General features: G+C 69.7%; 20 protein-coding genes and 1 pseudogene. 7 read left to right on the plus strand and 14 right to left on the minus strand.

The window, feature by feature from the left end:
* Window position 1: 1 nt before the first annotated feature.
* From AB0D18_RS04260 to lxmA (AB0D18_RS04285), 6 genes are all read right to left on the minus strand, one after another.
* The gene (locus tag AB0D18_RS04260; protein WP_362412508.1) at window positions 2-1,084 is read right to left on the minus strand and encodes a T3SS effector HopA1 family protein; all 1,083 of its coding nucleotides are present in this window, start codon (window positions 1,082-1,084) and stop codon (window positions 2-4) included.
* Window positions 1,081-2,295 (minus strand): class V lanthionine synthetase subunit LxmK, encoded by a 1,215-nt coding sequence (gene lxmK, locus AB0D18_RS04265; RefSeq protein ID WP_362412511.1) that lies wholly within the window; start codon window positions 2,293-2,295, stop codon window positions 1,081-1,083. The genes AB0D18_RS04260 and lxmK overlap by 4 nt, the downstream gene beginning before the upstream one ends.
* Window positions 2,292-3,413 (minus strand): hypothetical protein, encoded by a 1,122-nt coding sequence (locus tag AB0D18_RS04270; RefSeq protein ID WP_362412514.1) that lies wholly within the window; start codon window positions 3,411-3,413, stop codon window positions 2,292-2,294. The genes lxmK and AB0D18_RS04270 overlap by 4 nt, the downstream gene beginning before the upstream one ends.
* A complete protein-coding gene (lxmD, locus tag AB0D18_RS04275; RefSeq protein WP_362412517.1) occupies window positions 3,410-4,045 on the minus strand; it encodes a peptide terminal cysteine decarboxylase LxmD in 636 nt (211 codons plus the stop codon). The genes AB0D18_RS04270 and lxmD overlap by 4 nt, the downstream gene beginning before the upstream one ends.
* A gap of 131 nt (window positions 4,046-4,176) precedes the next feature.
* A complete protein-coding gene (gene lxmA / locus AB0D18_RS04280) occupies window positions 4,177-4,392 on the minus strand; it encodes a lexapeptide family class V lantibiotic (protein ID WP_362412520.1) in 216 nt (71 codons plus the stop codon).
* A 71-nt stretch (window positions 4,393-4,463) separates the two neighbouring features.
* Complete coding sequence (gene lxmA / locus AB0D18_RS04285; protein ID WP_362412520.1) at window positions 4,464-4,679, minus strand: lexapeptide family class V lantibiotic; 216 nt, start codon at window positions 4,677-4,679, stop codon at window positions 4,464-4,466.
* Window positions 4,680-4,800: 121 nt separating this feature from the next.
* On the opposite strand from lxmA (AB0D18_RS04285), the pseudogene AB0D18_RS04290 reads away from it, so the two are divergent.
* The 3 genes and pseudogenes from AB0D18_RS04290 to AB0D18_RS04300 form a co-directional block, all read left to right on the plus strand.
* Window positions 4,801-4,917 (plus strand): annotated as a pseudogene (locus tag AB0D18_RS04290) (hypothetical protein); the annotation flags it as partial.
* A gap of 90 nt (window positions 4,918-5,007) precedes the next feature.
* Window positions 5,008-6,762 carry an ABC transporter ATP-binding protein gene (locus AB0D18_RS04295; RefSeq protein WP_362412523.1) on the plus strand — a complete coding sequence of 585 codons (1,755 nt, stop codon included), beginning with the start codon at window positions 5,008-5,010 and terminating at the stop codon, window positions 6,760-6,762.
* Between the two features lie 52 nt (window positions 6,763-6,814).
* Entirely contained in the window at window positions 6,815-7,399 is a 585-nt protein-coding gene (locus AB0D18_RS04300) for a hypothetical protein (protein ID WP_362412525.1), read from the plus strand.
* Between the two features lie 79 nt (window positions 7,400-7,478).
* Here the strand turns inward: AB0D18_RS04300 and AB0D18_RS04305 are convergent, their stop codons facing one another.
* Window positions 7,479-7,733, minus strand: a complete 255-nt coding sequence (locus AB0D18_RS04305) for a LuxR C-terminal-related transcriptional regulator (protein WP_362412528.1) — start codon at window positions 7,731-7,733, stop codon at window positions 7,479-7,481.
* A 148-nt stretch (window positions 7,734-7,881) separates the two neighbouring features.
* Between AB0D18_RS04305 and AB0D18_RS04310 the strand changes: the two genes are divergently transcribed.
* Window positions 7,882-8,877, plus strand: coding sequence for a helix-turn-helix transcriptional regulator (locus tag AB0D18_RS04310; RefSeq protein WP_362412531.1), 996 nt, complete (start codon window positions 7,882-7,884; stop codon window positions 8,875-8,877).
* 34 nt (window positions 8,878-8,911) lie between these two features.
* Here AB0D18_RS04310 and AB0D18_RS04315 read toward each other — a convergent pair whose 3' ends face one another.
* From AB0D18_RS04315 to AB0D18_RS04345, 7 genes are all read right to left on the minus strand, one after another.
* Complete coding sequence (locus AB0D18_RS04315; protein WP_362412534.1) at window positions 8,912-9,193, minus strand: hypothetical protein; 282 nt, start codon at window positions 9,191-9,193, stop codon at window positions 8,912-8,914.
* A 23-nt stretch (window positions 9,194-9,216) separates the two neighbouring features.
* Window positions 9,217-9,471, minus strand: a complete 255-nt coding sequence (locus tag AB0D18_RS04320; RefSeq protein WP_362412537.1) for a hypothetical protein — start codon at window positions 9,469-9,471, stop codon at window positions 9,217-9,219.
* A gap of 260 nt (window positions 9,472-9,731) precedes the next feature.
* Window positions 9,732-10,190: a helix-turn-helix transcriptional regulator gene (locus tag AB0D18_RS04325; protein WP_362412540.1), complete on the minus strand. Its 459-nt coding sequence runs from the start codon at window positions 10,188-10,190 to the stop codon at window positions 9,732-9,734.
* A gap of 7 nt (window positions 10,191-10,197) precedes the next feature.
* Window positions 10,198-11,379 (minus strand): molecular chaperone DnaJ, encoded by a 1,182-nt coding sequence (gene dnaJ, locus AB0D18_RS04330; protein WP_362412543.1) that lies wholly within the window; start codon window positions 11,377-11,379, stop codon window positions 10,198-10,200.
* A gap of 36 nt (window positions 11,380-11,415) precedes the next feature.
* Window positions 11,416-12,087: a nucleotide exchange factor GrpE gene (gene grpE / locus AB0D18_RS04335; RefSeq protein ID WP_362412546.1), complete on the minus strand. Its 672-nt coding sequence runs from the start codon at window positions 12,085-12,087 to the stop codon at window positions 11,416-11,418.
* Entirely contained in the window at window positions 12,087-13,943 is a 1,857-nt protein-coding gene (dnaK, locus tag AB0D18_RS04340; protein ID WP_362412549.1) for a molecular chaperone DnaK, read from the minus strand. Before dnaK ends, grpE begins: the two co-directional genes overlap by 1 nt.
* A 230-nt stretch (window positions 13,944-14,173) precedes the next feature.
* A complete protein-coding gene (locus AB0D18_RS04345) occupies window positions 14,174-15,262 on the minus strand; it encodes an LCP family protein (RefSeq protein WP_362412552.1) in 1,089 nt (362 codons plus the stop codon).
* Between the two features lie 147 nt (window positions 15,263-15,409).
* Here AB0D18_RS04345 and AB0D18_RS04350 point away from each other — a divergent pair, with 147 nt between their 5' ends.
* From AB0D18_RS04350 to AB0D18_RS04360, 3 genes are all read left to right on the plus strand, one after another.
* Window positions 15,410-15,952, plus strand: a complete 543-nt coding sequence (locus AB0D18_RS04350) for a sugar transferase (protein WP_362412555.1) — start codon at window positions 15,410-15,412, stop codon at window positions 15,950-15,952.
* A 181-nt stretch (window positions 15,953-16,133) separates the two neighbouring features.
* The gene (locus AB0D18_RS04355) at window positions 16,134-18,416 is read left to right on the plus strand and encodes a (Fe-S)-binding protein (RefSeq protein WP_362412558.1); all 2,283 of its coding nucleotides are present in this window, start codon (window positions 16,134-16,136) and stop codon (window positions 18,414-18,416) included.
* A gap of 303 nt (window positions 18,417-18,719) precedes the next feature.
* Entirely contained in the window at window positions 18,720-19,694 is a 975-nt protein-coding gene (locus tag AB0D18_RS04360) for a Yip1 family protein (protein WP_362412561.1), read from the plus strand.
* Window positions 19,695-19,697: the final 3 nt, after the last annotated feature.

Raw genomic sequence — 19,697 nt, forward strand, 5'->3', positions numbered from 1 at the left:
GTCAGTTGCCCTCCGTGGCGAAAGCGGGTGCGGATGCAGATTCGGGTGCCGCTGCGGGTGCGGATTCAGGTGCGGGGATGTTGTTCTCGGGGTGCAGCGGGTCGATGCCCGCCGCCCTGAACTCCCGTACGACACGGGCCTCCAGCGCAGCGGAGCCGCTCTCGCCCGACAGCGCGTGGTCGACCAGTGCCGTGGCCAGGGCGAAGCTGCGGTGCTGGCCGAAGCTCATCGAGCTCTGGCCGGGGCGCGGGTCCTGCGGGTCCCACGCCGCCGCGACTCCCGGCGCGAGCCGCTCGGTGAAGAGCGAGGTGTCCGCGCCCGCGGCGCCCGCCCCGACGGCCCCCGGCAGGCCCCGTATCGCATCGACCACCGCCCGCTCGGCCGATTCGTGGTCGCCGTGCAGATAGACCACCAGGCCGTCCCTGCGCGGGAAGTCGTCCGGGTCGGACAGCGCCTTGGCGTGGTACAGCGCCTCCGCCCGCTCCAGTGCGTCGAGCGCCGCCGCCCAGAGCGCCACCGCGTGGTCGGTGTCCGTGGCGTGGAGGAAGATCCTGCGCACCGGTCCTTGCCCGGCGGGCAGCGCCCGCGAGCCCATCACGTAGAAGAAGCCGGGCGACAAGGCGGGCCTGGCCGATTCCAGCGACACCTCCACCAGGTCTCCGGGGTGCACCTCCCCCTCGGTGAGCAGCCGGTCGGCGGGGATCCTGGTGGTGATGTCCGGCAGTCGTACGACGAGCTGGTCGCCGTCCGGCCGGGAGAGCACCTCGATCAGCCGGGCCCGGAAGGGGGTCCTGGCATGCGGGACGCCCGCGGCGAGCCTGGCCTCCAGTACGGGATCGCGCAGCTCGCGCCGGGGAGCGGTGTCGGCCGCCTCGTGGCGCTGCGCGCCGTTCCCGGCGTGGAACTCCTCGTACAGCGCGTTGGTGAGGCGACCGCGCAGGTCGCGGGCGCTCTCGGCGGTCAGCTCGCGCCCGCCGACGGTGGCCCGGGTGCCGTCGGGGTGGACCGAGACCCGGTCCAGGGCGGCGGACAGGCGCGGGGCGAGCAGCGGCACGGTGGCGGTCCCACCCGTGGTGAGGGTCATCGGGGGCTCCCGGTAGGGGTGTCGAGGCGGAGCATGGAGACGGCGCCCGCGGGATTGAGCAGCAGGGTCCTGCCGATCCCGGCCGCGGCGCGGGCGACCGGGCTGAGGGTGGCGTGCGCCTGCGCGGTGGCGATCAGCCGGTCGTACAGGTGCCAGCCCGCGAAGCCGACGGCACGCGCCGCGAGCTCCGGGTCGGGGGTGCGCAACTGTGTGTACCCCTGCCAGAAGGCGGCGATCCTCGGCAGGTGGCGGCGCAGTCCGTCGGCGCCGCGCGCGACGATCTCCTCGTGTCCGAGGTCGAAGCCGGGCGCGGGGGCGTCCTTGTCGCCGGTCGGGGCGAAGACGGAGTACGTGGCCTGGAAGAGCCACTCGCCGACGAAGGCGCCGACGTCGCGGGCCGGGTCGGCGAGCCGGAACTCCTCCCAGTCGCACAGATAAAGGACGCCCTCGTGCAGGATGAACTGGTCGAACCGCAGGTCGCAGTGGGCCGGAGTGCGCGGCGCCGCCTGCTCGCGGCCGCGCAGCGCCCGCAGTGCGGCGACCGCCTCGGCGTCGTCCTGGACGAGCTTCCAGGCGGCGATCTGCGCCATGCTGCGGTCCTGGAGGTCGCTCCAGGGGAACGCCTCCAGCCAGGAGAGCGGCGGCAGCGGAGCATCACCGTCGTCGAGTTCGACGTCGTCGGGGACCAGCGCGTGCAGGGTGGCGACGGCCTGCCCGGCCTGCCGGCACAGCTCCACGTCGAAGTCACCGTCCAGGGCCACCTCGGCGCCGGAACGGGCGCCGGGCAGCAGCCGGTACGCGCTGACGGCGGTCGGCCGGTCGCTGCCCAGGTGCTCGGGGAAGCGGAGCGGGGAACCGGCGGGCAGCTGCTCGACGAGCTTCTCGAAGGCGAGGGTGCGGTCCAGTTCGGGGCTGCTGCCGTCCGTGCCGCGGGCGACGGTCTTCACGAAGACGCGGGCGCCGCTGGTCGTCGTACCGGCCCAGTTGTCGTTGCGGCCGCCGAAACCCGTGAGCCCTTCGGGGGCGAGCGGGCCGAGACCGAGACCTTCGAGGAGCGCGTTCACCTCGGGCCTGGAGTCCAGCCCGGACGGCCGGTAGCGCACCAGCGCGGGCTTGGCACCGGCCGGCGGGACGGACGGGACTGGGGTGGGTGTGACTGGGGCGGATACGGCTGGGTCAGATACGGCTGGGGCGGAAACAATGGTGGTCATGACACTCCCTGAGCCAACGGGCTGACCGCCCGGCGGCCCTCCTCGTCGATCAACTCGGCCGTGAAGGCGATGTAGTCGAGCAGTTCGTCGTGCCACCCCTGGAAGGTGGCGAAGTCCTGCATGTGCGTGACGATCCGCAGGACGGCGGCCCTCCCCAGCCGCACCGGGTCGAGTCCGGGGCCGTACGCGGCCGGCACCACCCCCAGCAGTTCCGTGCAGTCGTACGGGGGCGCCGCCCAGGTCAGCTCGGCGAGGTCGCCCAGCAGCCACCCGAGGTCGAGCTCCGGGCGCCCGACGGCCAGGTCCTCCCCGGTCAGCAGCGCCACCCGGCCCCGGCTCAGGGGCGGTATCAGGGCGCCGACGGAGGCCCAGCCGTGCAGGAGGGAGAATCCGGCGCGGGCGGCAGCGCCACCGGATCCGTGGGAGCCGTCCGAGCCGTCCGAGCCGTCCGAGCCGTCCGAGCCGTCCGAGCCGTCCGAGCCGTCCGAGCCGTCCGAGCCGTCCGAGCCGTCCGGACCGTCCGAGCCGTCCGAGCCGGAAGGCACCGTCAGGTCGGCGGCCCAGTCGAGCAGCCGGTCCGTCCGGGCGGCGCCCCACGAGGAGAGCGCCCGGCTCCTCGACTCGCTCTGTCCGGCCACCCAGGCGCGCAGCCGGACGATGCCGGGCGGAGCGCCGAACCCTGCCCCCTCGGGCACCGGCACCCGGTGCAGCTCACGCAGCGCGCGAGCCGCCGAGACGAGCGAATGGCCCGCCAACTGACGTGCCTGCGGCCGGAAGTCACGCAGCCAGGCGGCGACGGAGGCCGAGCCGTCCGTACGGTGCACCAAGCCATCGCCGACCCGTCGGGGCGTGACCAGCAGGGCCGCGCCCGTCTCCGGGCCGAGGTGCGGCACCAGGTGCGCGGCGGGTGCGGTGAGTGGTCCCGTGCGGCCGGTGCCGGGCCGCTGCCACCAGTAGAAGCCCCGCCCGTCGGGGGCGTGCAGCACACGGGTGGCCTGGAGGCCCGTACGGTGCTCCACCACCTCTTCGAGCCCTTCGAGCCCTTCAAGTTCTTCGAACTCCTGGAGCTCCTGGAGCTCCGCGAGCGTGCCCCGGTCCGCGGACAACGCGGCCGTCATGAGGGCACCTCCTCTCGCACGGTTTCCTCGCGCGCGGCTTCCCCTCGCGGTGCCCCGTGGCGGGCGGCGCACAGGTCGTACAGCTCGTACAGCGGGGCCGACCCGCCGTCCTCCAGCTCGCCGGTACTCGCGCTGACCGCCTCGATGGTCGGGGCCACCACGACCCCGGGCCGCGCGCGCAGCACCTCCAAGTGGCCATGTACCACACGGGACTTGTGCGCGCGGGGAGGCAGCGAAGGAGCGACGCCGACCAGTGCGGAAGTCGACTGGAGGGCAAGGGTCAGCGGGGTGTCAGCCAGGCCGAGCGCGTACCGGCTGACGAAGTTCAGGGTGGCCGGATGGACCAGTACGAGATCGGGCCAGTCGGCGAGTTCGACGTGCGGCACGCTGACGCCGGACGCGGTGACGGACGGCTGCCGGTCCCAGTCGTCGACGAAGACCTCGCGGCCGGACAGTACGGCCAGGGCCTCCGCGGAGACGAACCGCTCGGCGGAACGGGTCAGCGCGACCCGGACTTCCGTACGCGGAAGGGAATTCTTCAGCCAATTGATCCAGAACGGCAGGAATGCCACTCCGAGCGCCCCCGTTCCCACGACGAGAACACGCCGGAATCCGGCATCGGGAACGTCCATGACGCCTCCTCAGAAACGAACGGGGCAGGGGACGGTGAACGCGTGGGGCGGGGCGGTGCGGTACCGGCCCGCCGGGGCCGGCCGACGGCATGGCGCCGTGTCGTCGGCCGGCCCCGAGGCTCACGGCTTGATCAGCACTTCTTCTCGACGGTCTTCGCGGCGAGCGAGCCCAGAGCGGCGGCGCACTGCTGCGAGGAACGCGCGGTGATGATCGTGGCGCGGATCGCCCACGGGATGGTCGGGGAGAACGCGGGACCGGCCTCCTGGCCGTGCGACAGGCCCAGCTCCTCGGCCGAGGTGTAGGCGGTGTAACCGTCGAACAGGTCCTGCTCGTTGAGCTTCTGCATGAGGTGTTCTCTCTTCTTGTGTGCAGGGGTACTGCGGAGGGGACTACGGAGGGGACTGCGAGAGGCGCTGATCAGCACTTCTTCTCGACGGTCTTCGCCGCGAGCGAGCCCAGAGCGGCGGCGCACTGCTGCGAGGAACGCGCGGTGATGATCGTGGCGCGGATCGCCCACGGGATGGTCGGGGAGAACGCGGGACCGGCCTCCTGGCCGTGCGACAGGCCCAGCTCCTCGGCCGAGGTGTAAGCGGTGTAACCGTCGAACAGGTCCTGCTCGTTGAGCTTCTGCACGATGTGTTCCTTAGGTGAATGTCCCCGGCGAATCTCTTCCGGTTCCGCCGATTGCGGCCGGCGTTCGCTGGGAACGAGTGAATAGTGGCCCGGCCGCCGACAGCCGCACCATTGGCACTTACGGCATTGCACCTTCCGGCAATGCACCTTCCGGCAATGCACCTTCCGGAATTACAAGTTCCGGAAATCCGACATCCGGAATTACCCGTTCCGGAAATCTGGCTTCCGGAATTGCAGGTTCCGGAAATCCGGCCCGCTCCCCCACACGCGCCCCCATTGCCGCAAGTGCCAATTTCGCGCCCGCGCGCGGCGCACTAGAAATGCGGGTGTGAACACATCTGACGCAGAACAGCCCCCGGCCGAGCGGCCCGCGCTGCGCGCGCTGCTCTCGTACGCGCGACCGCACCGCGGCATCCTTTCGGTGGTGCTCCTGCTGACCCTGTTGGGCAGCGCCGCCGGCCTCGCCCAGCCCCTGGTCATTCAGTCCGTTCTCACCAAGCTGATGACCGACAGCAGCCTGGCGGAGGAGATCACGCTGCTGGTCGGTCTGCTCGTCCTGTCCATCGGTCTGATGTGGGGCCAGTCCTGGCTGAGCGAGCGCACCGCCGAGCGTGTGGTGCTGCACGTACGGAAGGGCCTGATAGCCCGTCTGATCCGGCTGCGCACCGCCGAGCTGGACCGCACCGAACCGGGCGGGCTCACCACCCGGGTCACCTCGGACAGCACCCTGGTGCAGCACGCCGCGACCGGCGGCCTCATCCAGCTCGTCGACGGCTCGATCCATCTCCTCGCCACGATCGTGCTGATGGGCATCGTCAGCCTGCCGCTGCTCGGCATCACCTCGGCCGTGCTGCTGGTCGTCGGCGTCGCGATGGGCGTGATCATGCCGCGGATCCGCCGGGTCACCACCCAGGCGCAGGAGTCCGTCGGCGACATCGGCGCCTCCCTGGACCGCTCGCTGGGCGCCGCCCGCACCGTCAAGGCCAACGGCGGCGAGGCCAAGGAGACCGCGCGGGCCACCGCCGCCGCCGAACGGGCGTACCGCACCGGCCTGTTGGGCTCCCGCTACCAGGCGATGATCGCCGTGCTGTCCGGACTGATCGTCCAGGCGTCGTTCCTGGCGGTGATCGGCTTCGGCGGTGCGCTGGTGGCCACCGGCGCCCTCGACCTGGCGGCCCTGATCGGATTCCTGCTCTACCTGTTCAACCTCGGCGGGCCCGTACTGTCCCTGGTCGGCGGCACCACCGCCCTCCAGCAGGGACTCGGCGCCCTCACCCGCATCGAGGAGGTGCGGCACATGGAGACCGAGGACGATGTCGACGTCGTACCGGCCGCGCTCCCCGCGGGACCGCCGCCGCGGATCACCGTGAAGGACCTGGAGTTCGCCTACCAGGGCCGTACGCCCACCCTCACGGGAACGAGCTTCACCGCCGAAGCGGGCAAGATCACCGCCATCGTCGGCTCGTCCGGCGCCGGCAAGACCACCGTGTTCTCGCTGCTCCAGCGCTTCTACGAGCCCGACGCCGGCACCATCCACCTCGACTCCACGGACATCCACACCCTCACCAGGGCCGACCTTCGCCGGCGTATCGCCTATGTCGAGCAGGACTCCCCGATGCTCGCGGGCACCCTGCGGGAGAACCTCCTCTACTCGGCCCCGGACGCCACCGACGAGGAGATCGGCGAGGTGCTGCGCAAGACCCTCCTCGACGACTTCGTCACGGGTCTGGCCGACGGGCTGGACACCGAGGTCGGCTCACGCGGCCTGGCCCTGTCCGGCGGCGAACGCCAACGCCTCGCCATTGCAAGGGCGTTGCTCCGCAAGCCGCAGGTGCTGCTGCTCGACGAGGTCACCGCGCACCTCGACGGACTCAGCGAGGTCGCTCTGCGCCGTACCGTCGAACAGGCCGCGGAGAGCTGCACCGTACTGCTGATCGCACACCGGCTGTCCACCGTGGCGGGCGCCGACCAGCTGATCCTCTTCGCAGGCGGCCAGGTGCGCGACCACGGCCGTCACCAGGAACTCCTGGAGCGCAACGACCTCTACCGCGAGCTGGCCGCGACCCAACTGGCCACCGCATGATCCGCGTTGACCGTCGATACTGAACCTTCCGACCACGCCGAAGGACCGCACCATGAACGACACCGCCAAGCCCCGCGCAGACCACGAGGCCGACGCCCCCGCAGCCGGCCCCGAGGGCGACGAAGAGCCCCGCACCCCGCCCGGCCCCACCGTGGACACCCTCTTCGGTGAGATCGCCGTACGACTGGACGGCCAGGACCGGCTGACCGTGGAGGGCGAGCAGATCCCGGCCGTCGTCCTGGAACGCGACCCCGAATCCGAGACCGACCCGCTCATCGCCATCGGCACCCGCGACCCGGCCGCCCTGACCCTGTGGATCGACGGCGCCGAGGCCAAGGTCACCCCCGCCAAGGGCAAGCTGCGCAGGCAGACCTACCGGATCGACGTGGAGTACGACGGGGCCCACTACCGGCTGGAGCCCGACTCCGTACCGAGCAGCAGGCTGACCCGCGACGGCACCCACCTCGGCGACTTCTCCTCCGACGGCGACGAGACGGTCATCGCGGAGTGGCAGGAGGACGCCGAAGTACGCCCCGCCGACGCCTCGGTGGGCTACGCGCTCGCCTCCGCCTTCGGCACCGGCGGACAGCCGATGTGGATGATGCTGGTCGACGCCGTCACCTCAGCACTCCCGTAGGGCCCCACCGGGGCCACGTACGTACGAAGAGGTCCCCACCGGTACGAACCGGTGGGGACCTCTTCATGCACTCAACGACTCAAGCGGCCGAACTACCCATCTGCGTCTGGCACTTGATGTCGTCCGTGTAGAGATGGGAGACGATCGCCGCCTCGAATCGCGACTTCAGTTCCAGCTTCCTGACGATGCTGGAGGTGTGCGCACGAACGGTGCGCTCCGCGATCCCGAGACGACGGGCGAGCCAGCGGTTCTGCTCCCCCGAAGCCAGCAGCAGGAGCACCTCCACCTCCCGGCCCGTAAGAGTGGAGAAATCCAACGCGTGTCTGTCGGTCACAGTCCTCAAAGCAGTCTCCCCCAACGACGGTTTCTGTTCCATTCCGATGCGTTCACTCTCACCGATGCGTTCCCTCTCACCGACCCCCGCTTTACACGTGCATTACTGTTTCCCTTCAGTTCGACCGAACGGTCCATGGGGGGCAACCGTGAACGGCGCCAGTCTTTTCGCACTCGGACTCAACGCGACGGAAGAGCAGCTCTACCGGCACTTCCTGCGCAATCCGCACACGCTCTGCGACGACGTCCATCTCCTGTTGCACGTACCCCTCGACACGGTGCGCGAGGCCTGCGGCCGGCTGGCCGAACTCGGCCTGCTGCGCCGCACGGAGGCCACCGGCACCGTCTCCGCCGCCGACCCCGAGGAGGCGGTCGAGCGGCTCACCCATCTGCGACTGCGCGACCTGCACGAGCAGTTGCAGCTGGTCACCCGGACCCGTGCGCTGGTCGCCGAGCTCCGCGCGGAGCAGGACGCCAGGTCCCGGCCGCCGCAGAGCGTGGAGCGGATGGAGGTCCTCTCCCAGATCCGCACCCGCATCGACGACCTGGCCTTCTTCGCCCGGGAGGAGATCCTCTCGGTGGAGCCGTACGCCGCACTCACCCCGGAGAACATCGAGCACTCCCGCCCGCTGGACACCCGCTGCCTGATCCGCGGCGTCCGGATCCGCAGCGTCATCCTCAAGGAGTCGCTGACCCACCCGCCGACCGCCGCGTACCTGCGCGAACTCGCCGAGCAGGGCGCCGAGATCAGGGTCGCGGACACTCTCTCCGAGCGAATACTGGTGTACGACCGCCAGACCGCACTGGTCCCGGTGGACCCGGCGGACACCTCGCGCGGCGCACTGGTCACCCAGCAGGCCGGTCTGGTCTCCAACGCGCTGGCCCTCTTCGAGAAGATCTGGTCCGACGCCGTCGAACTCCCCCTGGACAGCGAACCCGACGCCGTCACACCGCACTTGCTCTCCCCTCTCGAACAGCAGGTGCTGGAGCAGATGTGCCGCGTCGGCAAGGACGAGACGGGGGCCAGGAACCTCGGCGTTTCCGTACGCACCTACCGCCGGCACATCGCCGAACTGCTCCGCGTCCTGAACGCCACCTGCCGCGCCCACGCCGCCCTGCTGGCCCGCGAACGCGGCTGGATCTGAACGGGGATTCCAGGGACCCGGGGATTCCAGGGACCTAGGGGCCCTCCGGGGCCGGGGCGGAGCTCTCGCCCCACCCCGCCAGGGCACTGTCCCCCAGCGCCCGCGCCAGCCAGGCGCGGGCCGCACCGACCTCCACCGTGCCGCCCGCCCCGTCCCCCGTCCGGATCCGCATCCGAATCCACCCCTCCCCGACCCGCTCGGTGCAGGTCCAGCCGGGCGGAAGTCCGGCCACCAGCCGGATGACCGCCGTCTCGGCGGCCCCTGCCGCGCTGCCGGTACGCACCACCAGCGCTTCGTACGACGTGTCGCCTCTCACCGGCCCGTCACTCACCGGCCCTGTCACTGCCAACCGTTGACAACGCACTTCGGGCCCGCCTTGACGGCCGCCGCCATCGCCGGCGGCAGGTGCTGCGCGAGGTGATCGACGGCGTGCTTCACCGGCTCCGGCAGCGGCCGGCAGGCCACCGGCGGATTGCCGGCCGGGGCGGGGCGCGTGGTGGGAACCGCCGCCTCGGCGGGCGCCGCGAGGGCGACGAGGGCCAGCGCGGGGAGCAGAGCCGTGCCGACCTTGGCAACACACTTGTTGATCTTCATCACTGCCTCCGAAGTGCTCGTACCTGACATGACGAACAGACCTGGCAGACCTGAACTGCCGTGTCTTTCCGCCTGATTGCCTCTGGGAGAAAGACTGCCAGCGGGGCGCAAGGCACTCCAGAGCCATCTGTGTCAGCTTGTTGCACCCGGAGACGAACTTGGTGCCAGGAAGTGGACACACAGAAGGGCCGGGCGGACATCACGTCCACCCGGCCCTCCAACTGCCGTACTTCTCAAGCGACTTGCTATCAAACGACTTGCTACCCCTGCGGCTCCCCTGGCCGCCGGGGCCGCCAGACCACCAGCGCGCTCGCCTGCTGTACGTCCTGGTAGGGGACCAGGTCGCGGCGGTACGAGGCGTGCACCTGGGCCTCGCGCTGCTGCAGGGCGGCGGCCGCGCCGTCCACCGCCGCCGAGAGTTCGGCGACGCGGGCCTGGAGGGCGGCGACCTGGTGCTCCAGCTCGATGATGCGCTTGATGCCGGCCAGGTTGATGCCCTCGTCCTGCGACAACTGCTGGACGGTGCGCAGCAGTTCGATGTCGCGGGCCGAGTAGCGCCGGCCGCGCCCGGCCGTGCGGTCCGGGGAGACCAGGCCGAGGCGGTCGTACTGGCGGAGGGTCTGCGGGTGCAGACCGGAGAGCTGAGCGGCGACCGAGATGACATACACCGGAGACTCGTCGGTCAACTCGTAAGGATTGGTGCGTCGTCGGCCGTCCATCGCTCTCCTACGCTCCCTTCGCGTCCTGGAAGAGTGCGGCCCGCGGGTCTTCGCCCGCCGTGGCCTCACGGTAGTTCTCCAGGGCTTCCCTGGCCTTGTCGTTCAGTTCCTGCGGTACGTCGACCTCGACGGTGACGAGGAGGTCGCCGCGGGTGCCGTCCTTGCGGACCGCGCCCTTGCCGCGGGCCCGCATGGTGCGCCCGTTGGGCGTGCCCGCGGGCAGCTTGAGGGTGACGGCGGGACCACCGAGGGTGGGTACCTTCACCTCGCCGCCGAGTGCCGCCTCCGTGAAGGAGACCGGCACGGTGACGGTGAGGTTGTCGCCCTTGCGGCCGAAGACGGGGTGCGAATCGACGTGGACGACCACGTACAAGTCGCCCGCCGGGCCGCCCCGTTCACCGGGAGAGCCCTTGCCGCGCAGCCTGATCCGCTGCCCGTTCGTGACCCCGGCGGGGATCCGGACCTGCATGGTGCGGGAGGACTTGGCGCGGCCGGAGCCCTTGCAGACCTCGCAGGGGGTCTCGGCGATGAGGCCGCGGCCCTTGCAGTCCACGCAGGGGTCGGTGAGGGAGAATCCGCCACCGCCGCCGCGCGAGACCTGCCCGGTGCCGACGCAGGTCGGGCACACGCGGGGCGTGCCGTTCTTGTCGCCGGTGCCGGAGCACGCCTTGCAGGGGGCCTGGGAGGACATCCGGAGGGGGACGGTCGCGCCGTCCACCGCCTCGGTGAAGCTGAGCGTCACCTCGGACTCGATGTCCTGGCCGCGGCGGGGATGGGTGCGTGTGCCCGTACCGCCGCGGTTGAACAGACCGCCGAAGACGTCCCCTATGCCGCCGCCGAAACCACCGGTCTGGGGACCGCCGCCGCCACCGGCGGCGCCGCCGAAGAGGTCGCCCAGGTCGAAGTTGAACGAACCGCCGCCCGCACCGGGACCGGGGCGGAAGCCGCCGTTCCCGAAGAGCGCGCGGGCCTCGTCGTACTCCTTGCGCTTCTTGGCGTCACCGAGGATGTCGTTCGCCTCGGAGATCTCCTTGAAGCGCTCCTCGGCCTCGGCGTTGCCCTTGTTGGCGTCCGGGTGGAACTCGCGGGCGAGCTTCCGGTACGCCTTCTTGATCTCGGCCTCGGTCGCGTCCTTGGGGACGCCGAGAACCTTGTAGTAGTCCTTCTCGACGAAGTCCTTCGTGCTCATTCCTCGACGTCCCTCCTCTCGGACTCCCGGCGCACGTCAGCCCTTGTCGGGGCCACCGCTCTCCTCAGCGTCCTTGATGTCCTCGGTCTCTTCGCTCTTGTCGGCCGCACCCGGCTGGGGCTCGGCCACCGCGACCCGCGCGGGGCGGATCGTACGCTCGCCGATCCGGTAGCCCGGCTGCAGGATCGCCACACAGGTCGTCTCGGTGACGTCCGGTGCGTACGAGTGCATCAGGGCCTCGTGGATCGTCGGGTCGAAGGGCTCGCCCTCCTTGCCGAACTGCATGAGGCCCATCTTCGCGGCCACGGTCTCCAGCGATTCGGCCACCGACTTGAAGCCGCCGACCAGCTCGCCGTGCTCCCGTGCCCGGCCGATGTCGTCGAGCGTGGGCAGGAGCTCGGTCACGAGGTTCGCCGCGGCGATCTCCTTGACCGTGACCCGGTCCCGCTCGACCCGGCGCCGGTAGTTCTGGTACTCGGCCTGCAGCCGCTGGAGGTCGGCCGTGCGCTCGGAGAGCGCCATCTTGGCCTGGTCCAGCTGTGCGATCAGTGCGACGTCCTTCGCGGCACTCGCGTCGTCGGCCGGGGCCGCCGAGCCCTCGTCCAAGGAGTCCTTGGAGGAAGAGGTCTCGGCGGCCTTCGGCTCGGCGTCGTCCGTGCCGGAAGAGACGTCGGGCTTCTCGTCGAAGCCCGGAGTCTCCTCCGTCATCAGGCAGCGCCGCCCTTCTTGTCCTTCTCGTCGTCGACGATCTCGGCGTCGACGACGTCGTCCTCGGGACCGCCCGGCTGCGCGCCGGCCGCACCCTCGGCGCCTGCGGCACCCTGAGCGCCCTGGGCGTCGGCGTACATGGCCTGGCCCAGCTTCTGCGAGACGGCGGCGACCTTCTCCGTCGCCGTACGGATCTCGGCCGTGTCCTCGCCCTTGAGCTTTTCCTTCAGCTCGGTGACGGAGGTCTCGACCTCGGTCTTCACGTCGGCCGGAACCTTGTCCTCGTTGTCCTTGAGGAACTTCTCCGTCTGGTAGACGAGCTGCTCGGCCTGGTTGCGGGTCTCGGCGGCCTCGCGGCGCTTGTGGTCCTCGTCCGCGTACTGTTCGGCCTCTTCGCGCATCCGGTTGACCTCGTCCTTCGGCAGCGAGGAGCCACCGGTGACGGTCATCTTCTGCTCCTTGCCGGTGCCGAGGTCCTTGGCAGCGACGTGCATGATGCCGTTGGCGTCGATGTCGAAGGCGACCTCGATCTGCGGCACGCCGCGCGGGGCCGGCGGCAGACCGGTCAGCTCGAACATTCCGAGCTTCTTGTTGTACGCCGCGATCTCGCGCTCGCCCTGGTAGACCTGGATCTGCACGGACGGCTGGTTGTCCTCGGCCGTCGTGAAGATCTCGGAGCGCTTCGTCGGAATCGTGGTGTTCCGCTCGATGAGCTTGGTCATGATGCCGCCCTTGGTCTCAATGCCCAGGGACAGCGGGGTGACGTCGAGGAGCAGAACGTCCTTGACCTCGCCCTTCAGCACGCCCGCCTGGAGCGAGGCGCCGATGGCGACGACCTCGTCCGGGTTGACGCCCTTGTTGGCGTCGCGGCCGCCGGTGAGCTCCTTGACGAGCTCGGCCACGGCCGGCATACGGGTCGAGCCGCCGACGAGAACGACGTGGTCGATCTCGGAGAGCGCGATGCCCGCGTCCTTGATGACGTTGTTGAAGGGGTTCTTGCACCGCTCCAGCAGGTCGGACGTGAGCTGCTGGAACTGGGCGCGCGTGAGCTTCTCGTCCAGGTGCAGCGGGCCCTCGGCGGACGCCGTGATGTACGGAAGGTTGATCGACGTCTCGGTGGAGGACGACAGCTCGATCTTCGCCTTCTCCGCGGCCTCGCGGAGACGCTGGAGAGCCATCTTGTCCTTGCCCAGGTCCACGCCGTGGTTGCCCTGGAACTGCTTCACCAGGTAGTCGACGACGCGCTGGTCCCAGTCGTCACCACCGAGGTGGTTGTCACCGTTGGTGGCCTTCACCTCGACGACGCCGTCACCGATCTCCAGGAGCGACACGTCGAAGGTGCCGCCACCGAGGTCGAAGACGAGAATGGTCTGGTCGTCCTTGTCGAGACCGTAGGCCAGGGCGGCGGCCGTCGGCTCGTTGACGATGCGCAGGACGTTGAGACCCGCGATCTCACCGGCCTCCTTCGTCGCCTGACGCTCGGAGTCGTTGAAGTACGCCGGGACGGTGATGACCGCGTCGGCCACCTTCTCGCCCAGGTAGGACTCGGCGTCGCGCTTGAGCTTCTGCAGGATGAAGGCGCTCATCTGCTGCGGGTTGAAGCTCTTGCCGTCGAGGTCGATGCTCCAGTCAGTGCCCATGTGGCGCTTGACCGAACGGATCGTCCTGTCGACGTTCGTCACCGCCTGGCGCTTCGCGACCTCGCCGACGAGCACCTCGCCGTTCTTGGCGAAGGCGACGACGGACGGCGTGGTCCTGGCGCCTTCGGCGTTGGTGATGACGGTGGGCTCGCCGCCTTCCAGAACGCTGACGACGGAGTTAGTCGTGCCCAGGTCGATGCCGACCGCACGTGCCATTTCAATTCCTCCTGCAGTTCTTACTTGAGTGGATCTGACTCAAGGATGCATCACCCACTCGCAGGAGTCAACAGACCTGAGTCGCTGGGACTCAACTTGTCAGCCCTTATCTCGCTCATACACCGCATGGCAGGGCGCTGACCTGCAGCGTTCACCTACAGAGGGGCTTGAGTACGACCGTACGCACGGCCGTACTCAAGCCCCTCAAGCCCCTCCCACAGCCCCCACGGTCACTCGTACTCGTCGTGAACCGGCTCGAACTCCGGCTCCTTCGGCTCCTCCGCCGGCTCCTTCTGCGCCGCCTTCAGCGCCGCGAGCACCGGCCTGTCCTTCTTCACCGCGTCGAACACCCGCCGCGCCTCCGGCTGTTCGAGGTCGAGCCGGTACCAGTGGTCGGGCGCCTCGTGGTGCGGCAGCGTGGTGAAGGTGAGCGCACCGGGCGGCAGCGCGCTCAGGCTGTCCGCGATCTCGTACAGCTCGCCGAGCGAGTCCAGCCCGGAGTCCGCGGTCAGCGCGGACGTCGCCGCGTTCAGCACCGGGTAGAGGCGGGCCGGATTGGCGAGGGTGCCATTGCTGCGGATCTTGGCCGCGAGCCGGTTGACGAAGTCCTGCTGGCGGCCGATCCGGTTCAGGTCACTGCCGTCCCCGACGTACTGCCGGGCCCGGACGTAGCGCAGCGCGTCCTTGCCCTTCAGCAGGTGCCGGCCGGTACTGAGGTCGAGCCCCACGTTCGGATCGTGCTCGGGCTTCTTGAGGTCGACCTCGACGCCGCCCACCGCGTTGACGATCTTCGTGAAGCCCTTGAAGTCGACGATCAGATGGTGGTCGATCCGGATGCCGGTCAGCTTCTCCAGCGTACGAATGGTGCAGGCGGCGCCGCCGAACTGGAAGGCCCAGTTGAACTGGGCGTTCTGCTCAAGGCTGTAGCTGCCGTCCTCCCGCCGGCAGCTCGGCATGTCCACCCGCAGGTCGCGCGGCACGCTGAGCACCTCGGCGCGCTTCCGGTTGGCGGCCAGGTGCAGCAGCATCACCGTGTCGGAGCGCCCGCTGCCGGCCTCCTTCCGGTAGTCGGAACCGAGCAGCAGGATGTTCTGCGCCCTGCCGTCGCCCCTGGCGGGGCGGTCGGCGCCGTGTTCGGCGAGTGCGGCCGCGGTCGCCTCGTCGGTACGGATGTTGCTGTCGAACTTCCGGTACGCGAGCCAGCCCGCGACCCCCGTCAGACCGACGAGGAGAGCAAGCCCGCCGCACACCAGCCTGAGCGTGCGCCGGGCCCTGAAACGCGCGGCGAACCCGGCTGCCCCTCTCACCACGGCACGCATCCCACAACCACCTCTCCAACCTTCGCTGACCTGCGGAAAGCACACGCGTGGCGGCACCGCCACCGGCTGTTCATCGTGCGAGAGTCCTAGCCATAAAGCCGACTATTCCCATGAAGTCGGACAAAGATCCCACGAAAGGATGCGGCAATGCGGTCGTTGTCCGCGAAACGCGCACTCGATCTGGCCGGGAGCCTGTCCCTCCTGCTCCTGCTCGCACCCGTACTGGCCGTGGCGTACGCCGCCGTGGCCCTCACCTCGCCCGGAGCCGCGGGCCGCGCATTCCTCCGACAGCCCCGGGCGGGTCTGCGGGGCGAGCCGTTCCTGATGCTGGGGTTCCGCGCCGACCCCGACAGCCCGGTCGGCCGGCTGCTGCACCGCCTGTCCCTCGACGGACTCCCCCAGCTGATCAACGTCGTACGCGGCGAGATGTCCCTGGTGGGACCGCGCCCACTGCCGGTCGAGGACGGCCCCCGCACCGGCCTGGCCCGCGGCCGGCTGACGGTCCTGCCGGGCATGACGGGCCTGTGGCAGGTCAGCGGCCGGTCCGAACTCCCCTGGGACGAGATGGTGCTGCTGGACCTGGAGTACGTCGACACGCACTGCCTCGCCGTCGACCTCGGCATCCTGGCCCGTACGGTCCCGGCGGCACTGACACTCCGCGCCCACCCGGCGAAGGCTGCCTGCCGGTGAGGGCCGCCTGCCGGTGACAGTGAGGGCTGCCCGCCGGTGAGGGTTGCCTGAGCGACGCAGATCACCGCCCGCCTGGATACTGTGCGACGGCATAAGTGGGTAATCTCAGCTCGACTGGATAAGTTACCGCTTAGTAATCAATCTCCTGTTACCCACCCTCGCAGGCCCGAGGAGCCCCCAAATGCAACTCGCCGCGATCATCGTGTCGCTGGTCCTCATGGCAGTCGGCGTCGCGCTGTTCGGCCGTGCGATCTTCCAGATCTATCGCTTCGTACGGCTCGGCCAGCCCGTGCCCGCCGGTACCCGTACCGACAACCCGTGGCAGCGGGCGGTCACCGTGGCCAAGGAGTTCCTCGGCCACACCCGGATGAACAAGTGGGGCGTCGTCGGCGTCGCGCACTGGTTCGTGGCGGTGGGCTTCCTCACGCTGCTCCTGACGATCGTGAACGCCATCGGCCAGCTCTTCAAGGCCGACTGGATCCTGCCGATCATCGGTGACTGGGCCCCGTACAACATGTACGTGGAGTTCATGGGCACGATGACCGTCCTCGGCATCCTGGCCTTGATCGTCATCCGGCAGCTGAACCGGCCGGGCGGGGCGGGCCGCAAGTCCCGCTTCGCGGGGTCCAACACCGGCCAGGCGTACTTCGTCGAGGCCGTCATCCTGATCGTCGGCATCTGCATCTTCACGCTGCACGCCCTGGAGGGCGCCCAGCACCACGTGGATGCGTACGAGGCCTCGTTCTTCATCTCGTACCCGGTGCTCGCCTGGTTCCGCGGCATGGACCTCTCCACGCTGCAGACCCTCACGTACTTCTTCGCGGGCCTGAAGATCGCCACGTCCTTCACCTGGATGATCACGGTCGCGCTCAAGACCGACATGGGCGTCGCCTGGCACCGCTTCCTGGCCTTCCCGAACATCTTCTTCAAGCGCAAGGCCAGCGGCGACGTCGCGCTGGGCGCGCTGCTGCCGATGACGACCGGCGGCAAGGAGATCGACTGGGAGGACCCGGCCGAGGACGCCACCTTCGGTGTCTCCCAGGTCGAGCAGTTCAGCTGGAAGGGCATCCTCGACTTCTCCACCTGCACCGAGTGCGGCCGCTGCCAGTCGCAGTGCCCCGCCTGGAACACCGGCAAGCCGCTCTCGCCGAAGCTCCTGATCATGTCCCTGCGCGACCACGCGCACGCCAAGGCGCCGTACCTGCTGGCAGGTGGCGGCAAGGACGCCGAGGGCAATGAGAAGGCTTCCGCCGAGCAGCTGAAGGACGTCCCCGCGGCAGCCCTCGCGGAGGCCGAGCGCCCCCTCATCGGCACGCTCGAAGAGAACGGCGTCATCGACCCCGACGTCCTCTGGTCCTGCACCTCCTGCGGTGCCTGCGTCGAGCAGTGCCCGGTGGACATCGAGCACATCGACCACATCGTCGACATGCGCCGCTACCAGGTGATGATCGAGTCCGCGTTCCCGTCCGAGGCGGGCACGATGCTCAAGAACCTGGAGAAGAAGGGCAACCCCTGGGGGCTCGCCAAGAAGGCGCGCGTCGAGTGGACGAAGGAGGTCGACTTCGAGGTGCCGATCGTCGGCAAGACGATCGAGGACCTCACCGAGGTCGAGTACCTCTACTGGGTCGGCTGCGCCGGCGCCCTCGAAGACCGCGCCAAGAAGACCACCAAGGCCTTCGCGGAGCTCCTCCACATGGCGGGCGTCAAGTTCGCGATCATGGGCGGCGACGAGAAGTGCACCGGTGACTCGGCCCGCCGCCTCGGCAACGAGCCGCTCTTCCAGCAGCTGGGCGCCGAGAACGTCGCGATGCTGAACATGGCGTACGGCGAGTCCCTCGACGAGGACGGGGGCGTGGACGCTTCGACCAAGAAGCCCAAGTCGTCGAAGAAGATCGTCGCGACCTGCCCGCACTGCTTCAACACGATCGCGAACGAGTACCCGCAGCTGGGCGGCGAGTTCGAGGTCATCCACCACACGCAGCTGCTCCAGCACCTCATCGACGAGGGCAAGCTGATCCCGGTGACCCCGGTCGAGGGCCTCATCACGTACCACGACCCCTGCTACCTGGGCCGGCACAACAAGGTCTACACGCCCCCGCGCGAGATCATGTCCGCCGTCCCGGGACTGCGCCAGCAGGAGATGCACCGCCACAAGGAACGCGGCTTCTGCTGCGGCGCCGGCGGCGCGAGGATGTGGATGGAGGAGCGGATCGGCAAGCGCATCAACAACGAGCGCGTCGACGAAGCCCTCTCCCTCAACCCGGACATCGTCTCGACCGCCTGCCCGTTCTGCCTCGTCATGCTGACGGACTCGGTCAACGGCAAGAAGAACGACGGCAAGGCCAAGGAGTCCCTCACCGTCGTCGACGTGGCACAGCTGCTGCTCGAATCGGTGAAGACCCCGGTCGAACCGTCGGACTCCGACGAATCGGCGGACGCACCGGAGCCGGAGCCGGTGAAGTAGTACGCCGGTGAAGTAGCACGCCGTGAAGTAGTACGTACGAACGCGTGCACGCGCGCGTGAGCGGCGCAAGCGGCCGGTTCTGCCTCGGGGGCGGAACCGGCCGCTTCTGTCTCTTCCCGGGCCGGGGACGCGCCGGAACGGCCGCCCGCACAAGCCCTCGCACAAGCCCTCGCACAACGCCCCCGCGCAGCCCCCCGGGATCCCCTCAGGGTCCCCCTAGGGGATGTCACAGCTCGGCCGCAAAGGCCCTCCGCTTCCCATCGCCCGGTACTGGACCCCTCCGGAGCAGGTACGTTCGTTCGCGTGGCTGGATTCAGGATCGGACGCGGCCGGGACAACCGCACGCAGCAACAACCGCAGCGGCAGCAACCGCAGCAGCAGCCGTACGGGGGGCAGCAGGCACCGCCTCACCCCCAGTACGGCCAGCAGCAGTGGCCGCAGGCCCAGGGCAACGCCGGTTACGGCGACGCCCCCAGAGGCCACGGCGGATACGGCAACGGCGGATACGGAGGCGGGGGCTCCGACGAGCCGGAGTACTTCGGCGACCCGCACCCCCAGGGCGGCTACGACCCGTACGCCCAGGGCGCACACCCGCAGGGCTCGCACTCCCAGGGCTCGCCCGCCCACGACCCGTACGCCAACAACCCCGGTCACACCCAGGCCTTCAGCGTCAACGAGGACCCGTACGGCGACGGCAACACCTACCAGGCGGGCAACACCCCCGCCCCGCCGTCCGGCCCCCGTCTGCACTGGAAGCAGCTGCTCTCCGGCATCGTCACCCGCCCCGGCGCGACGTTCTGGCAGATGCGCGACCACCAGGTCTGGGGCCCGGCGCTGATCGTCACGTTCCTCTACGGCCTGCTCGCGGTCTTCGGCTTCGACAAGGCCCGCGAAGAGACGATCAGCTCGACGTTCGCCAGCGCCATCCCGTACGTCCTCACGACCGCCGTAGCGATGATCATCTGCGGCCTGATCCTCGGCTCGGTGACGCACACGCTCGCCCGCCAGCTGGGCGGCGACGGCTCCTGGCAGCCCACCGTCGGCCTCTCGATGCTGATCATGTCGCTGACGGACGCCCCCCGCCTGCTCTTCGCCCTCTTCCTGGGCGGCGACAACAGCCTCGTCCAGATCATCGGCTGGGTGACCTGGCTGGCCGCCGGAGCCCTGTTCACCTCCATGATCAGCAAGTCGCACGACCTGCCGTGGCCGAAGGCCCTGGGCGCCTCCGCGATCCAGCTGGTCGCGCTGCTCTCCCTGATCAAACTGGGCACGATCTGAGGG

Source organism: Streptomyces sp. NPDC048442 (assembly GCF_040651475.1).
In the GTDB taxonomy this organism is placed as follows: Bacteria; Actinomycetota; Actinomycetes; order Streptomycetales; family Streptomycetaceae; genus Streptomyces.

What these genes read in the sequence shown, in the direction of transcription:
- grpE (WP_362412546.1), bottom strand. Translation starts at nt 12,087, where the DNA reads ATGACGGAGGAGACTCCGGGCTTCGACGAGAAGCCCGACGTCTCTTCC.
- AB0D18_RS04260 (WP_362412508.1), bottom strand. Translation starts at nt 1,084, where the DNA reads ATGACCCTCACCACGGGTGGGACCGCCACCGTGCCGCTGCTCGCCCCG.
- AB0D18_RS04300 (WP_362412525.1), top strand. Translation starts at nt 6,815, where the DNA reads ATGAACGACACCGCCAAGCCCCGCGCAGACCACGAGGCCGACGCCCCC.
- dnaK (WP_362412549.1), bottom strand. Translation starts at nt 13,943, where the DNA reads ATGGCACGTGCGGTCGGCATCGACCTGGGCACGACTAACTCCGTCGTC.
- AB0D18_RS04320 (WP_362412537.1), bottom strand. Translation starts at nt 9,471, where the DNA reads ATGAAGATCAACAAGTGTGTTGCCAAGGTCGGCACGGCTCTGCTCCCC.
- AB0D18_RS04350 (WP_362412555.1), top strand. Translation starts at nt 15,410, where the DNA reads ATGCGGTCGTTGTCCGCGAAACGCGCACTCGATCTGGCCGGGAGCCTG.
- AB0D18_RS04355 (WP_362412558.1), top strand. Translation starts at nt 16,134, where the DNA reads ATGCAACTCGCCGCGATCATCGTGTCGCTGGTCCTCATGGCAGTCGGC.
- AB0D18_RS04325 (WP_362412540.1), bottom strand. Translation starts at nt 10,190, where the DNA reads ATGGACGGCCGACGACGCACCAATCCTTACGAGTTGACCGACGAGTCT.
- lxmA (WP_362412520.1), bottom strand. Translation starts at nt 4,392, where the DNA reads ATGCAGAAGCTCAACGAGCAGGACCTGTTCGACGGTTACACCGCCTAC.
- dnaJ (WP_362412543.1), bottom strand. Translation starts at nt 11,379, where the DNA reads ATGAGCACGAAGGACTTCGTCGAGAAGGACTACTACAAGGTTCTCGGC.
- lxmD (WP_362412517.1), bottom strand. Translation starts at nt 4,045, where the DNA reads ATGGACGTTCCCGATGCCGGATTCCGGCGTGTTCTCGTCGTGGGAACG.
- AB0D18_RS04345 (WP_362412552.1), bottom strand. Translation starts at nt 15,262, where the DNA reads ATGCGTGCCGTGGTGAGAGGGGCAGCCGGGTTCGCCGCGCGTTTCAGG.
- lxmK (WP_362412511.1), bottom strand. Translation starts at nt 2,295, where the DNA reads ATGACCACCATTGTTTCCGCCCCAGCCGTATCTGACCCAGCCGTATCC.
- AB0D18_RS04270 (WP_362412514.1), bottom strand. Translation starts at nt 3,413, where the DNA reads ATGACGGCCGCGTTGTCCGCGGACCGGGGCACGCTCGCGGAGCTCCAG.